Below are 14,491 nucleotides of genomic sequence, written 5' to 3'. Positions count from 1 at the left end.
TGCTATCCCGCCTACCGCGGCGCCCAAAGCGTGCGCGTGCCCCTACTCGAAGTGGGTTTCGATCCCGCTCCCCGAGACTTGTTCGATCAGTTCGGTGGCGATGTCCCGTAGTTTGCGGTTGCGGTTGCTGGAGACCTTGGTGAGGATTTCCATCGCTTCTGCCTGCGAGCATCGGTTTTGCGCCATGATGACACCGCAGGCCAGGTCGATGGCCGTCCTGCTTTGCATTGCTGATTCCAGGTCCTCTGCCCGGTGGTGGGCCGAGTCGATGCGCACCGACAGGTGGAGGATGTTGCGGGCAGCAGCGGCGAAGCCCACGGCCTTGTTGAAGACATCGGGGGTGAACGCGCCGGGCTTGGATGCGAAAAAGTTCAGCGCCGCACTAGCGTCCTCGCTGATTTCCATGGGAATCCCCAACGAGCTATGAACGCCGATCTCGGCGAATTTCTTGGTGACCGCCGGCCAGCGGAGATCTGTCGAACCGTCGTCGATGATCACGGGAGACATCTCGCGGAGTGCCGCGATGCAGGGGCCGTCACCGATAGCCTGCTCAAACCGGTCAATCTGCACGGCGCGTGGGGAGCTGCCCGCTGCAGTGAGGGGCCGGCGTCTGACTTTGACAGTGATGGCGCATTCAATCTCGTCGCCGGAAGCTTCGGAAATCGACGCAGCGGCGAGCTTAGTGAGCCCGCTCAGGAAATCAGATGCATTCCCTGCGCCGACCAGAACAGACTGAAGGTCCAGAATGCCTTGAAGCAGGTCTGCTGCTTCGTTTTCCGGTGAACTCGACATTCGCCCATCCTACTTTCATCGTTTGCCAAGGAGAACGGTGCGCCGACGCTGGAAGCCCGCATCCCGCCGTCGTATGCTGCATGCAGTCCTAGGCTTTCGATCCCCTACCGTGGAGTACGCACATGCAGATCCCCAAACCGTCCGACGCCGACAAAGACCGCTTCCGCGCGGTGGTGCCGGAGAACCCTGACGTCGTGGTCAAGCCGATGTTCGGGAATCTGGGCGCTTTCGTGAACGGCAACATGTTCGCCGGACTGTTCGGCCCGATGATCGGCGTCAAGCTTTCCGACGCCGACCGCGAGGCACTGGAGGCAAGCCACCAAACGCTCCCGTTCGGCCCGGAAGGCCGCGCCATGGGCGGCTACGTCGGGCTCCCCGAAGCCTTGGCCGGCGACGATGAGCAAACGGCGGAGTGGGTCGAAAAGGCCTTCGCTTACGTTGCGACTCTCCCGCCGAAAGCCGCGAAGCCGCGTTCGGCGAAGAAGTAGCTGCCGCGGAGGCGGCGCACAAAGCTCAGAACCGGGACGTGTGGTCTTCGATCAGTCCGCTTGCCGCAATCTCACGGAAGGTATAGATCCCCCGGACTGCGGCGGCCGTGTCCCGGAATGGTGACGAGACCGCAAGCTCTTTCCCGAACTCGTCAACCAGCCTGACCCTGCAGCTGCCCCCGTTGTCAGTGAACACTTCAAAGTGTCCCGCCATCAGAGAAGTTCTCCCCGACGGCGTACAGGAGCAAGCTTGGGCAGTCCGGGATGCCGGGAAGCCGGGCTGCTGTTAAGCGGTTGATGATGTCCCGATTCGCGTCGCCGCTCCAGTTCGCCCGTCACGAGGTCAAGCAACGCCTGCGCTGGTTCGGAGAGCCTGTGGGTTGCCGCCGTGTGCGCTATTTCGTCGCAGTGAAGAAGAACGAGGCGGATGCGTTCCAATTCGCGCGAGGGCACGGATGGCCATTGCCGAAATAGTTGTTGAAGCGCACTGTGCCTGGGTAGGTGGTTCCGCCAAGATTCATCGGAGGTGTCTGGGGTCCAGGATCCCCGACGCCGTGCAGCGCGAACATGGGGGTGACTGGGTTGAATAGGTGCCATGGCTGACCTCCTCGTACTAAATCGAGAAAGCCAGCTGCTTGACCTCTACCAGCATAAGTGACCCAGGTCATATCAACCAATTTCGGCTTGCTTCGAATCGCGTGGGGCTGGTGAACGCCCCGCGGGCGTGCTGGGCCGGGCCACCATGAGGAGGCCGAAGAGGGACAGCATGGCCCCGACGATCATGATGGCCGCCATCGGGACGGCTGTGTCCGTGCCGCCCAACCCTGCGATCGGCGCGATGATGCCGGCTGTGGTCCATTGCACCAGGCCAAGGACGGCGGAACTCGTGCCCGGGTGCGCGGGTACTTCGGCCGAGGCAAGGGCACCGCCGTTGGTATTGATCAGCCCCTGGGCCACCATGAGCGCTAAGAAGCTGCCCATTGCCACGAGCAAAGGAGTGCCCCACCAGAGGGCCCCGGCAAGCATGACGATGCCGGCGGCGAGCGCGATGGCCTGTCCTACGAGGATGACTCGTCGGGTGGGTACCCGGCCTGCCAGCCGCGCCGAGACGAGGGCGGCGATGGTCATCCCGCCGGCGTTCGCGGCGAAGACGATGGAGTACGCCACCGGGGAGAGTCCGTTCATGTTCTGCAGGATGAACGCGGACGTGGCGACGTAGGCGAACAAGGCGATGAATGCCGAAGATGCCACCAGGACGTATCCAACGAACCGGCGGTTCGCCAGGACAGTGCGCGCCGCGTGCCCGAATTCACGCAGTCCGCCCGCGTGACGTTTCCCGGGCGGCAGGGATTCCGGCACGACGAACAGCGCACAAAGGGTCATCAGGACACCAAGGGCCGCCAGCGTCCAGAAGGTCATCCGCCACCCGGTCAGCTGCAGGATCACCGCGCCCAGCAGAGGGCTGATGATCGGTGCCACGCCCCCAATCCCCATCACGACGTTGAGCACCCGGACCAGCTGCGGGCCGTGGGCCAAGTCTACGATGACGGCGCGGCCGATCACCATTGCCCATCCCCCGCCAAAGCCCTGCAGGAACCGGGCAACCATCATGAATCCGATGCTCGGGGCCAGGGCGCAGCCAACCGTCGCGATGGTCATGAGTATCGTGCCCGCCACAAGCGGCATGCGCCGGCCGCGTTGGTCGCTGAACGGACCCCCGACCAGTTGCCCGAGTCCCATCCCGGCAAAGAACGTCGTCAGGGTCAGCTGCACGGATGACGCCGAGGTGCCGAACTCTTCTGACACGCGTGGGAACGCCGGGACGTACATGTCGGTGGCGAGGGGTGCGACTGCAGTCAAGAAGATGACAGTGGCGACTAGTGCTGCCGGGACGGTCCCTGCCGTCGCAGCCCGTGTGGTTGTCGGCGTCGTGCTCACGGGCATACGCTGGTGCTCCATTTCATCGAATGCTTGACCTTCGATTTCCATGAAACCCTCGATGCGCAGGCGTAGCGAGGGCCCTGCCGAAACGGGTCATGGCAGAACCTCCCAACCGTTCGTGGTTACGTCGTACCGTTTCCATATGGATAACCGAGCCGAGGTACGAGAGTTTCTGGTCTCCCGCCGAGGACGCATCACCCCCGAGCAGGCGGGCATCGAGCCCATCGGCGGCCGGCGCCGAGTGGCGGGTCTCCGAAGGGAAGAAGTCGCCCGTCTCGCCGGGGTCAGCATCGACTACTACACCCGCCTCGAGCGTGGAAACCTCACCGGGGTCTCGGACAGCGTCCTCGACTCAATCGCTCGGGCTCTGGAGCTTGACCGCGCCGAACACGACCACCTCTACGACCTGGCACGTGCGGCCGGTCCCGCTGCGCGGAAACCCGCGAGCCCACCGGCGTCGGCCGTGCGGCCCGTGATGCAGTATCTGCTCGACGCCATCACCGGCGCCCCGGCCTTTATCGGCAACAACCGCATGGACATCGTTGCTGCCAACGCCCTCGGCTATGCCCTCTACTCCGAGATGTATCGTGGCCCGGCACGCCCCGCGAACCACTCGCGCTTCATCTTCCTGGACCCCCGCGCCCACAACTTCTATCCCGACTGGGACCGTGCAGCGAACGTCAACGTCGCGATACTGCGCCGCGACGCGGGCCGCAACCCCCATGACAAGGACATTGCAGCACTCGTCGGCGAACTCTCCATGCGCAGCGACGAATTCCGCACCCGCTGGGCAGCACACAACGTCCGCCGCCACTATTCAGGCACCAAGTTCTTCAACCACCCCGTGGTCGGGCTCCTGGAACTGACCTACCAGGCCATGGAACTCGAAGACGACCCGGGCCACACGCTCACTGTTTACCCTGCCATTCCCGGCAGCCCCTCGGAAGAAGCCCTCAAACTCCTCGCCTCCTGGGCGGCCACCGAAAACATCGCCCAGTCCCCCAAGCCCTCGCTGGACCTTAAAACCAGCACCATCAAAGGTGAGGTCTGAGCCTTCTCCGCCCGCGCCCACGGGCTCTCGTGTCTTAAGTTCCCACGAGGGCGTAGTGTCGAATTAGGAGATTTCGGGATGGTCGTTCGGATCCGGGGATTGAATATCAGGGCTGTGCGACGCGCGAGCGGCCACGGCTGCAGGCCTGGGTCGAAGATCCCGGGCGCCCCTTGGAATCGAGGCCGCATGGCCAACAACAACGCAGTACCCACCACGGAACAATTGCAGGATCTACTGCTTGAAAGCCCGGGCTTCACCGAATTTCTCCTAGGTTTGGCTACCATCTCAGCGTCGTTGTTGGACGGCAGGGAACCTCTCTTGTGCGCCATTACCGTCGAACGGGATGCCGGCCCTTCGACGGTGGCGAGCAGTACCGCTGCGGCGCAGCGCTTGGACGAGAAGCAATACGCGTTCGACGACGGCCCTTGCCTTACGGCCTTGCGTCACCAACATCGCGTGCTGATTGACGACCTGCAGGCCGACGACCGTTGGGCACAGTACGCCCACCAGGTGGATGGCGAAGGTATTCGCTCTGTCCTCGCAGTGCCTATCCAGACGGACTCTTCCTCACGCGCAGCTTTGAATTGCTACGCCTACGCACCCGGCACTTTCAACCCGGCCATCGTCGCCCGCGTATTGGAGCATGCGGAGACAATTTCGAAGACGCTGAGGTTGGCGCTGAGGCTTCACGTCCCGGAGCCGTACCCTGAACATTTGCGCTCGGCCCTGCAATCACGGGCCGTGGTGGACGCGGCGCTGTCCTTGATCATGCTCCAGAACCGTTGTGGGCGGGACCGCGCCATGGAGCTCCTTCAGCTTGCTGCTCGGAACAACAACCGGCGTCTTCATGAGATCGCCACCGATATCCTGAACGGATCAGTCCCCCAGGATTGGACTTCCACTGGTGCGTCCCATGAATAATCGTGAGGGGTCGGGAATGCGTCATCCTGAGTGGGCATCCGCGCAACGGAGAAGCGCCGCCGAATGGTACCGTGACGGCCGCACGGCCTTGGCCGGGGTGTGGGCCTACTTTTACGGGATTGGGGGCGATGTGGATGAAATGGCTGTGGACGCGTACCTTCATGAGCTCGGCGAGCTCCCCCCATCGCAAATGAACCTTCTGACCTTGGCAATGCGGGAACTGGACACAGAGGCGATGCGGGAACTGGATTCGGAAAGGATGGCGGACACATGAATATTGCGGAGCGGGGGCCCACCCGCACTGCGTCGGCCGGCTTGGCTGCCCACCCGAACCAGGATCTTGGCGTGACCCTCCAGGATCTTGTTTTGGAGAGCGTCGACCTGGACGAATTCCTTGCTGAGCTAGCGACACTTGCAGCGGCCGCGCTGACAACTGCCTCCAACGCCGTCTCGTGCGGCGTCACCGTTGTGACAAGGAAAAAGGGCGTCACCACGGGCAGCAGCGATGAAAGAGTGGGCGCTCTCGATGAACTGCAGATTGAGTTCGGCGACGGGCCGTGCCTCACGGCGCTTCGGCACAATTCGGTGGTTCTTGTCGTCGATAGCCGCCACGAAAGCCGTTGGAGCGACTACATGGAGGCTGTTTGGCGGAACGGCGTTGGAGCCATCCTGGCAGTGCCGCTTGATCTGGACGGTGAAACCGAGGCCGTCATGAACCTCTATTCGACCACCCCGCACGGGTTTACAGGACCGGACATTACGGCCGCGGAGGAATTCGCCGAGGGTGCAGCAACGTCCCTTCGCCTGGCTTTGAAGATCTCCCAGTTGCGTAACGCCAAGGACGATCTCACTGCAGCCATGCAGTCCCGCTCGACGATCGATACCGCCGTCGGGATTGTCATGGCGCAGAACCGATGCGGCCGCGATACCGCCTTCAACGTTTTGACCAGGGCGTCGAACAGCCGGAACGTCAAACTCCGGGACATTGCCGCCCATGTCATTGCCTCCGTTTCGGGCGAGACGGATCCAGAAGCTTACTTCGACGAATAGCCAAAGCGCTGGGAATGGTGCGGACTAAGCTAGGAACAGCGCACCAACTGCCGTGTTGAATTCTCTTTCACAGGAACGCTGCGGCTCGACCTAGATGAATGAGGACTATGGCGCGGAAACTACCGCTGGATGAACTGTCGACCGTTATCGCGCGAATCCAGGGCCTGCTGCTGACGGAAGAGAAAGTGGAACGCGCCGTGCGGTTGCTTGCCCGTGCCATCAAGGACTCTGTGTCCGGAGCGAGCGGCGCGGGGGTCTCCATCCTGGATTCGAGGGGCAGGCTGACCAGCAGTGCATCGACGGACGAGGTGGTCACCCGCGCGGACGCCCTTCAATATGAATTGGGCCAGGGGCCGTGCCTGACGGCTTGGGCGATGGAGGAAACGGTGATCGTCCGGGACGTCGAAACTGATCCGCGGTGGCCGGACTGGACCGACGCCGTGAAGGGCATGCCCATCCATGCGGTGGTCAGCACCCCTTTGATCGCCGAGCAAGAATGCATCGGCGCCTTGAAGATCTACTCGGACCGTGCCGGCGCTTTCGGCGAGGACGAGGCCCGACTGCTGGAACTATTCGCCGCCCCGGCAGCGACGCTGCTGGCGAATATCCAGGCCAGCGAAGCGCCACACCGCATCACCGAAGCCCTGGCGGAGTCCCTCCACAGTCGAGACCTCGTCAACCGCGCCTGCGGCATACTGATGCAGCGCCACTCTTTGACCGTTGACATGGCCCTTGCCGAACTGATGAGCCGGGCCCGGCTGCAGAACAGCACGCTGGGCCAGATGAGTGCCGATCTCGTCGCCGGGATTCCGGCGGCCCTGGACTAAGGCCGGCCCGTGGGCTTCGATCAGCACGAACCACAACAGCAGCGCATGCTGGCCGCTGCCATGAAGTCAGCACAAATCAACGTTGGCGAACTCTGGCTCAAGTACTTCAGCCTGGGCGGCGAAGTTGGCGAGTACGAGGTGGAAGCCTATCTCCAAGGCCTCCTCTCCCTGCCCGTCCTACAACGCGACCTCCTGGCCATGGCCGCCAACGAACTCATCGACACATTCCCCCACGGTCGCGCACCCTACTCCGACGAGCTCGGCAGCCCCGATGGCGGGTCGCCGAGGAAAGAACCTGGGTCCGGGACGCAGGAGCTGCCGGAGTCTGAGGAGTAGGCGGCGGGTTGCGTCGCTCGGGGTTGAGGCGTACGACGGCGGGCGGCACCTGGGCGGTTGCGTTCACTTCGCATGTGGTTCGGTCGCCGAGCACGACGGGGCGGTGCCAACACGTAGACACCCTTAGCCCAAAACACGTAGAGGTCGGCTCTTCCACACTGAATTTTGCAATTTTCACACGGAGATTCGCCCAAAACGCACGGAGATTGGACCGATTCCACACGGAGACGGGCTTTCGCGGGTTTATCTTTCTCTCAGGATGGGGCCGTCAGCAGCTCAAGAGCTGGCAAACCCTCCTAACCAAACAATGTCAACGTAACCCTTGGGGGGATTATGAATTGGCACCAAATTGGCTGCGTTCTGCGAGGAAAGACAAAAGCCAGTCGAGCAGTCGCAGCCGGAATTATCGCGCTTGGGTTGTTTGTCGCCCAGCCCACCTCGGCATTTGCAGCGCCACCCACGCTGGAAGATGCTAACCAGATCCTGGCCAAGACATCGACGAGAATGCAGGTCACGTCGAACTTGGTTGACCCTACAGATGACGCTGGCGTTGTTGCACCTGGGCGACCAACCGATACTGGTCAAAAGGCTCACGTTCCCAGCAAAGTCGAACTCTCAGCTTCGGGCACGGCCGAGATTCTCGTTTCGTCGGGGAATGATCAGAAGAAGCCGGACAGGAAGATCACTGCATCGTTTGCCCATGGGAAAGCCAAGGTATCCGGGAACACTGCGGTGTATTCAACTTCTGGTGTCGACAGAAGGTTGTATGTGCGTTCCACGCCGAGTGGTGCCGATGTGTTTGTTGCCCTCGGCAGTCCCAAGGCGGATCGGACGGCGGCCTTTGACTACGACCTTCCGCCCGGGTTTACTGTCTCGGACGGAATCCCTGGTTCCAAGAACTTCTACTCGGCTCAAGGCAACTATTTGGGTTCGGCGAAGCAGGGCAGCGCCAAGGACTCTGCGGGCAACGCAGTCCCCACAACATTGGAAATTAGCGCAGCCACGATCACGCAGAAGGTACGGCCCACCAGTGCGACTGCGTATCCGCTCGTGATGGCGGCCCCTTCGTGGACCTACAACTACGAGTTCTCACTGGGCTACGGCAATCACGTGGAGCCGTTCAATCTCCTTCGAACCTGCTTCAACTGCTACTTCCCGATCAACGGGGCAACGTCAACGTACCCCTACGTAGGGCAGGTCTTGGATCTGAAAATCCTCGTTGCCGGGGCGATTCAGGTTCCGGCGCCAGTGCAAATTGGTTATGCCGGAAACTTCTATTTCCAATTCACGGCACTGGCAGGGCACTTCGACGGCGAGGGATCGATCATCAATTTCGCCTCGATACCCAAGCCAAACGGCGAGAGGGCTTTGAACGTCAACGCGGCCATCGTCATTGACCGCGGAGTACTGAATGCCGGGAACCAGTACGCCGCACGTGGGCAGTGGTACCAATTTGCAAGCAACATGTGCATGGGGCTTTGGAGGACGAATGCCTCAGCCTGCAACTGGCCTGCTCTCTACCCACCCTTCTAACTAAGGATCTGTCGTTGGGGAGTCTAGCGAGACTCCCCAACGACAGTTTTCGTGCGCGGCCACGCCAGTCCGCCAACAAGAGCTGCCGCACCGGCCGAAACAAGATTCGTCCACCACGGCCACTTTGAATCTGATGTCGAAGCCAAGGCCATGAGGATCAGCAACGTTGAAGCCCCGGTAATTACGGCGGCGGTGGCCTTTTCAAGATCACGTCGAATCACGATCAGGCGACACGCCCAAAAGATCAATACGGCAATGATGCAACCCAAGACGGCACCTACCATCGCGCCGCCGAGGCCCGAGAGTATCGCCAATCCCGGGCCGCCGGGCCCGCCCAAGAGAAGAACCACTAGCGCATAGGCGCATCCGAACCCAGCCCCAAAGAATAATCCCCTGCTTACTGGTCTGTTCAACGTTCCCCCGTCCCTGGCGATTTCAGAATGCCCCAAATTCCCAAAGTCTATTGCGTCTACGATAATTCGTTTCAGGGAGCCGGTGCCAGCGGTGGGACCCTGACCATATTCGGGTCGAAGTCTTCGGCCTCCAACCACGCCGCAGGTTCCTTGCCGACGAATTCCTGGACACCCGAGCGCTTCGGCCTGGTCGATGCGACGGCGGACTCGGCTACACGGAGACGGTCGCCTGCGAACACTGAGATTGGCTCTTTTCACACTGATTTTTGGTGAAATCACACTGAGATTCGGTACATGGCACACGGAGACGCCCTCGGCGGGGCTTATTTTGCTGTTGATGAAACTTCTAACTCTCTCCGCGGCCGCAATGCTCTTGATCGTTGCCATCATTTCATTCGTCGGCAATCAGCCGACGTGGGTGCTCTCCCTGGCGGCTTCCGGGGCGAGTCTTGCGACATGGTTTGTCTACAGGAAGCAAGCAAAATGACCACCGGGAACGAGAGGTTTGGTCCGAAGCCTGTCCCGCTCGTCGGAACTGGTGGTTCCAAGCCTGATCAAATGCTCGCGAGATCAATAGCAGTAACTTCTGAAAAAGGCGGTATACATGAACCTGTCGGTCGTGGTGAACCCAACTGATCCGGATAACCCCGACGTCAGCGACGCCTGGGCTACGCCCGTTTTGGGCATCGTCTATTTCGTGTTGGTAGTCGTCGCGCTTGCATCGCTTATGGCATCAAAGTGGATTCCCGCCCCCAGTCAAGTAAGCGATTGCCGTCGGGATCCTTGTGTTGCCGTTTGTAGGCTCAGGTCTCCGGATTGTCTATTCCCAAGTTCGGCACCGTGGGCTCATGCGACCGTCCAAAAGCTCGTAGTGGGCCCGGTCGAATTAGGGCGAGAAATTGGGCGAAACATGGTGATTTCGGAGGCCCGGCTGGCAGGTCGCTCCCAAGGTAGCCACAGCCTCAGAGACATCCCGCGCTTATGGATATGGCTTCCGGGTCATGGGCAGGGACACACGGGGGTTGCCGATGGGAGGGCCTGCGATCGCTTTGGACACGAACAACCGCCAATGGATTGTCTCGACCGCCCATCCCGAAGAGGTTGTATCAACAATCCAGGATCAAATTGCAGCTAAGTGAACAAGTCCAATTGCACGTTCCAGATACGACGGGAGCCGGACAATGTCCGCCAGACCTAAATTCCCGACCCCAAAAACCGTGTGGGGACGACTTTATCTTTACGTCGCTTCGGTGGGCGGCATGTGGACAGCGCAATGGTTGCTTTACTGTGCGACCTCTGGTTGGTCACCCGAGCCGACTCTAGCCAGCTTGGTGATGTTCAGCATCATCTTCCTGTTCTTGGTCCTTGCCATCATTTAACCCCGGCCAACAAGTCGTTCGGCTTCTGCGAAAGGTCAAGCGGAAACTCTACAACTGAAATCTCTTTGTCGACCGACTCGATGCTGCGGGAAGGGAGCAGCGAATCCGACGTCACGGTCGAGGCCGGACGCTGCGTGAATATCTTCGGGTGCTGGACGAGGCTTCGTCCGACTGCGGAAACCGAGTGATTTTCATCGCCAGTCAACAATCGAAGACTGTTATAGGGACCCAGCACTGGACCATTTCCATGAGGCTGTCTTGATCCTCCGGAGATGTCTAACTGCAATCCAGATAACTGAAAATGTTGGGTCTGTCGCTGACGCCCGGATTTCCATCCATATCGCAAAATGACCGATATTCCTGAGTCCGTTTCGCTATTGCGCGGCCGCAGCCGCCGTCGCAAACACATCCGCCGGCATCGGCCGGTGCAGCTTCCAAGTGATCGCCATCGGCTTCTCGCCTGCGTGTTGGACGTAGTCCACCTGGCCCAGACATGTGTACGGAACGGTCAGCCCCGTCTCGTCCTCTGAAGTATCCCGCGTGAAAATAAGGATCTTTGACCCGTGCACGGCCCTGTCCAAATACCGTCTGCCCGTCGGGCTTCCGGGCGAGGTCGCGTTCTGCGACTCCCAGTGGAACAGCTCCGGGCTGATCGCGTAGTCCTTATACATCGTCGTCGCTGAGTGCTTCTTGTCGTCCTTATTGAGGGTGACAAAGAAGGCATCGGTGGACGTTGCCGGGCACCAGGCCACCCCCTCCCGATGCTGCACATTCTTTCCGAATTCCAATGACCCGTACTGCAACGCCGCCAGAATTTCCTCCCGTCGGTAGGTCGCGTGCGAGAGCAGCGGAACGTGCTGCAGCCCTGCTCCGAGGCCCTTAGCGGCATGTTTGGACGCCAAAACCCCGAGCTTCACGATTTGGCGGATCTCGCTGCACACAAACTGATAGCCGCGAAGGTAGTCCAAGCCAGCGTCGTACGACGGGAAACCGCCGCCGTCGTCCCAGAGCGTGTAGAACAGCATACGGGCGAAAGTCTGCTCCCGCATGCCGAGCGCTGCGTAGCGGGGTGCGTCGGGGCTTACTAGCGTCGAGTACGCCTCGGCACGTTCCGGATCGTCCACATGGATGAGCGCTGCCATACGTCCGAGGAGCCTTCTCTCGTCGGCATCTGAGAGTTCGTGGATCCTCCCACTGAGAACTGCCTCCAGCGGCGAGAATCCCTCGATCAGCTCCGCCTGGCGGAGGTACCCTGTCCAGGAGTCCCTTGTCGAACGGTAAATCGACTTCACATCGTTTCCGGACTGCTCCAGGTAGGCCTCCAGCTCGGTCTCCCCATACGATGCGATGTCCCGAACCAGCTGCGCCCGGTTAAACCGCAGCTGCGCCTTGATGTTGTCCAGCACTACCTTCTGAGCCACCCTGTCCAACACGATTTGCGACCCCGAGGGAAGGTACGGGAACTCATCCTCGACAGCCTTCTCCAGTTCCTTGCGCCCGAAGCCGGTGAGCGCCCGGTAGCGCAGATCAAAGCGGAACTCACGGCGTTGCTGGCCGATGAAATCCATGACGGTCAGCACCGCTTTACCCTCCGCACGGCGCAGCCCACGTCCCAACTGCTGGAGGAAGATTGTGGCGCTCTGCGTGGGCCGGAGCATCAGGATAGTGTCCACCTGCGGCAGGTCCAGGCCTTCGTTGAAAAGGTCGACAGCGAAGATACAGTTGATCTCCTGCCGGCTGAGCCGTTCCAGCGCCGCGGCGCGGCCGGCGTCGTCGGTGCTCCCGTCGACCGCAACGGAGGCGATCCCGGCGCGGTTGAAGACCTCCGCCATGTAGTGGGCGTGCTGAACCGAGACGCAGAAGCCGATGGCCCGCATCTGGTCGGTGCTGGTGACTTTGTCTCGAAGTTCGCGGATCACCTTGGCGGCGCGGGCGTCGTTGCCGGTGTACAGGTTGTTCAGCTGGCCAGCGTCGTAATTGCCGCGCTTCCATTCCAGTTGGCTCAGGTCGACGTCGTCGGAGACCCCAAAATAGTGGAAAGGCACAAGCAGGTCCGCGTCGAGAGCGTCCCAGAGTCGCAGCTCCGAGGCGGTTCGCCCGTCGAAGAACTGTTTCGCGACGTCGACTCCGTCGCCGCGTTCCGGGGTCGCGGTCAGTCCGAGAAGCTGCTGCGGCCGGAGGTGGTCCAGTAACCGGCGGTAGGTGGGCGCCATGGCGTGGTGGAATTCGTCGATAACCACGACGTCGAAGAAGTCCGGTTTCAGCTGTTCGATGCCGAGGGACGAAAGGGACTGTACCGATGCGAAGATGTGCTTCCACTCTTCCGGTTTATGTGCCCCGACGTAGAGTTCACCGAAAGCACCGTCCTGCATAACGTCACGGTAGGTGCGCATCGCCTGTTTGAGGATTTCCTGGCGATGGGCAACAAAGAGCAGCTTCAGATCACGGCCGGCGGCCTCGCGCAATCTTTTGTAGTCAAGTGCGGCGATCACCGTCTTTCCGGTGCCCGTTGCTGCAACGACGAGGTTGTGGTTGAAGCCCTTGAGCCGCTCGGCTTCGAGGTCTTCAAGCATCTCCTCCTGGTGAAGGAAAGGCTGGACCTCCAGGCCCGTGAGTGCGTCCGCGGCTGCCGTGCGTCGTCCGCCATTGCGCTCCAGTGCGGCGTCGAGTTTTTCGCCGTCACGCTCCGGGTCGTAGCTTTGGAAAGCCCGCTGTGCCCAGTAGCTGTCGAAGGTGATCTCAAACTTGTTCAGGAGTGCTGGCGTGCCGATGGAGCTGAGGCGGACGTTCCATTCGAGTCCGTCGAGGAGGGCCGCTTGGCTGAGGTTGGAGCTGCCGACATAGGCAGTGTCGAATCCTGAGTTCCTGCGGAATAGCCACGCCTTCGCATGGAGGCGCGTGGCCTGGGTTTCGTAGCTGATCTTCACCTCGGCCCCGTACCGGGTCACGAGCTCGTCGATAGCCCGCCGTTCGGTGGCACCCATGTACGTGGTGGTGATGACTCTTAGGCGGGCACCGCGTTCCTTCAGTTGCTCGAGTGCGGGCTGGAGCAACCGGAGACCGGTCCAGCGGACAAAGGCGCAAAGAAGATCAACGGTATCGGCGGATTCAATCTCGGTTCGTAGCTCGGCTGCGAGGTTCGGATCGTCTTTGCTGTTTGTGAGGAGGGCCGAGTCGGATAGCGGCGTGGTGGGGCGGCGCAAATTACGGCGCTTTAGAGTATCCGGGCGGTGGAGGGAGCGGAGCTGGGTGGGACCCGGTGCAATGCGGTCCGCATCCCGCAGTTCCTGAAGGAGTTTGTTTGCGAGGCCTACGCGTTCGGTGGGTTCCGCCGCGGCCAGACTTTTGCGGACGGCGTCGGCGACGTGGCGGGACAGGACCTCCGCGCTTTCTTCATCTTCGACCGATCCAAAATGAGGTCGTAGCTGAGGAAACTTTGAGAGGCTTGTCATCAGCCTTTCGGTCTTGAGCAGTTCGTATAGACCTTCGGGCAATTGTTCAATTGCCGATCCCCCATTGGATGTATTCACTGCGCCAGGGTATTTGGTGGAAGCGACAAAGACCAACAACTCCAATTGCGCGGGGTGTCATTTAGCACGGGCCAATGACCATCTCTGGGGAACTCTCCGAAAGAGGTGTGATTCGGACCGCTCTGACAGCTGCCGGAAGGGAACTGGAAATCTTCTTGGACATGATGATGGCCAACGCGAGCGGTAACGCTCCTATCTGTTAGCCCCGCCTATGACTAGTGCGATAGAGG

At 60.9% G+C, this 14,491-nt stretch carries 15 protein-coding genes; 9 read left to right on the top strand and 6 right to left on the bottom strand.

All coding sequences use genetic code 11. The features are described from left to right. Positions 1-42: 42 nt before the first annotated feature. Positions 43-792 carry a GAF and ANTAR domain-containing protein gene (locus tag AC1DJB_RS10905; protein ID WP_441438233.1) on the bottom strand — a complete coding sequence of 250 codons (750 nt, stop codon included), beginning with the start codon at positions 790-792 and terminating at the stop codon, positions 43-45. 122 nt (positions 793-914) lie between these two features. Here AC1DJB_RS10905 and AC1DJB_RS10900 point away from each other — a divergent pair, with 122 nt between their 5' ends. Continuing rightward, positions 915-1,280 carry a TfoX/Sxy family protein gene (locus tag AC1DJB_RS10900; protein ID WP_284991767.1) on the top strand — a complete coding sequence of 122 codons (366 nt, stop codon included), beginning with the start codon at positions 915-917 and terminating at the stop codon, positions 1,278-1,280. A 25-nt stretch (positions 1,281-1,305) separates the two neighbouring features. On the opposite strand, the gene AC1DJB_RS10895 is transcribed toward AC1DJB_RS10900, so the two are convergent. After that, the gene (locus AC1DJB_RS10895; RefSeq protein WP_059388065.1) at positions 1,306-1,494 is read right to left on the bottom strand and encodes a YegP family protein; all 189 of its coding nucleotides are present in this window, start codon (positions 1,492-1,494) and stop codon (positions 1,306-1,308) included. 455 nt (positions 1,495-1,949) lie between these two features. Next, entirely contained in the window at positions 1,950-3,218 is a 1,269-nt protein-coding gene (locus AC1DJB_RS10890; protein WP_441438234.1) for a multidrug effflux MFS transporter, read from the bottom strand. A 145-nt stretch (positions 3,219-3,363) separates the two neighbouring features. Here AC1DJB_RS10890 and AC1DJB_RS10885 point away from each other — a divergent pair, with 145 nt between their 5' ends. The 7 genes from AC1DJB_RS10885 (at position 3,364) to AC1DJB_RS10855 (ending at position 8,939) form a co-directional block, all read left to right on the top strand. Then, positions 3,364-4,272 (top strand): helix-turn-helix transcriptional regulator, encoded by a 909-nt coding sequence (locus AC1DJB_RS10885; protein ID WP_441438235.1) that lies wholly within the window; start codon positions 3,364-3,366, stop codon positions 4,270-4,272. Between the two features lie 186 nt (positions 4,273-4,458). Continuing rightward, positions 4,459-5,193 carry a GAF and ANTAR domain-containing protein gene (locus AC1DJB_RS10880; RefSeq protein ID WP_059388067.1) on the top strand — a complete coding sequence of 245 codons (735 nt, stop codon included), beginning with the start codon at positions 4,459-4,461 and terminating at the stop codon, positions 5,191-5,193. Positions 5,194-5,209: 16 nt separating this feature from the next. Continuing rightward, on the top strand, positions 5,210-5,467 hold the full coding sequence (locus AC1DJB_RS10875) for a hypothetical protein (RefSeq protein ID WP_307054080.1): 258 nt from the start codon (positions 5,210-5,212) through the stop codon (positions 5,465-5,467). Then, entirely contained in the window at positions 5,464-6,243 is a 780-nt protein-coding gene (locus AC1DJB_RS10870; RefSeq protein WP_441438236.1) for a GAF and ANTAR domain-containing protein, read from the top strand. The genes AC1DJB_RS10875 and AC1DJB_RS10870 overlap by 4 nt, the downstream gene beginning before the upstream one ends. Positions 6,244-6,350: 107 nt before the next feature. Further along, the gene (locus AC1DJB_RS10865; protein WP_441438237.1) at positions 6,351-7,070 is read left to right on the top strand and encodes a GAF domain-containing protein; all 720 of its coding nucleotides are present in this window, start codon (positions 6,351-6,353) and stop codon (positions 7,068-7,070) included. Between the two features lie 9 nt (positions 7,071-7,079). Continuing rightward, complete coding sequence (locus tag AC1DJB_RS10860) at positions 7,080-7,406, top strand: hypothetical protein (RefSeq protein WP_476910240.1); 327 nt, start codon at positions 7,080-7,082, stop codon at positions 7,404-7,406. A 333-nt stretch (positions 7,407-7,739) separates the two neighbouring features. Continuing rightward, positions 7,740-8,939 carry a hypothetical protein gene (locus tag AC1DJB_RS10855; protein WP_476910239.1) on the top strand — a complete coding sequence of 400 codons (1,200 nt, stop codon included), beginning with the start codon at positions 7,740-7,742 and terminating at the stop codon, positions 8,937-8,939. A 484-nt stretch (positions 8,940-9,423) separates the two neighbouring features. On the opposite strand, the gene AC1DJB_RS10850 is transcribed toward AC1DJB_RS10855, so the two are convergent. Further along, complete coding sequence (locus AC1DJB_RS10850; RefSeq protein WP_441438240.1) at positions 9,424-9,591, bottom strand: hypothetical protein; 168 nt, start codon at positions 9,589-9,591, stop codon at positions 9,424-9,426. A gap of 98 nt (positions 9,592-9,689) precedes the next feature. On the opposite strand from AC1DJB_RS10850, the gene AC1DJB_RS10845 reads away from it, so the two are divergent. Continuing rightward, entirely contained in the window at positions 9,690-9,839 is a 150-nt protein-coding gene (locus AC1DJB_RS10845) for a hypothetical protein (protein ID WP_307054074.1), read from the top strand. Positions 9,840-10,723: 884 nt separating this feature from the next. Here the strand turns inward: AC1DJB_RS10845 and AC1DJB_RS10840 are convergent. Both AC1DJB_RS10840 and AC1DJB_RS10835 read right to left on the bottom strand, forming a co-directional pair. Continuing rightward, positions 10,724-10,936: a hypothetical protein gene (locus AC1DJB_RS10840; protein ID WP_307054073.1), complete on the bottom strand. Its 213-nt coding sequence runs from the start codon at positions 10,934-10,936 to the stop codon at positions 10,724-10,726. Positions 10,937-11,105: 169 nt separating this feature from the next. After that, on the bottom strand, positions 11,106-14,225 hold the full coding sequence (locus AC1DJB_RS10835; protein ID WP_476910290.1) for a DEAD/DEAH box helicase: 3,120 nt from the start codon (positions 14,223-14,225) through the stop codon (positions 11,106-11,108). Positions 14,226-14,491: the final 266 nt, after the last annotated feature.

This window comes from Arthrobacter sp. 01T428 (assembly GCF_056398685.1).
This window is presented reverse-complemented; position numbering and strand designations above follow the sequence as displayed.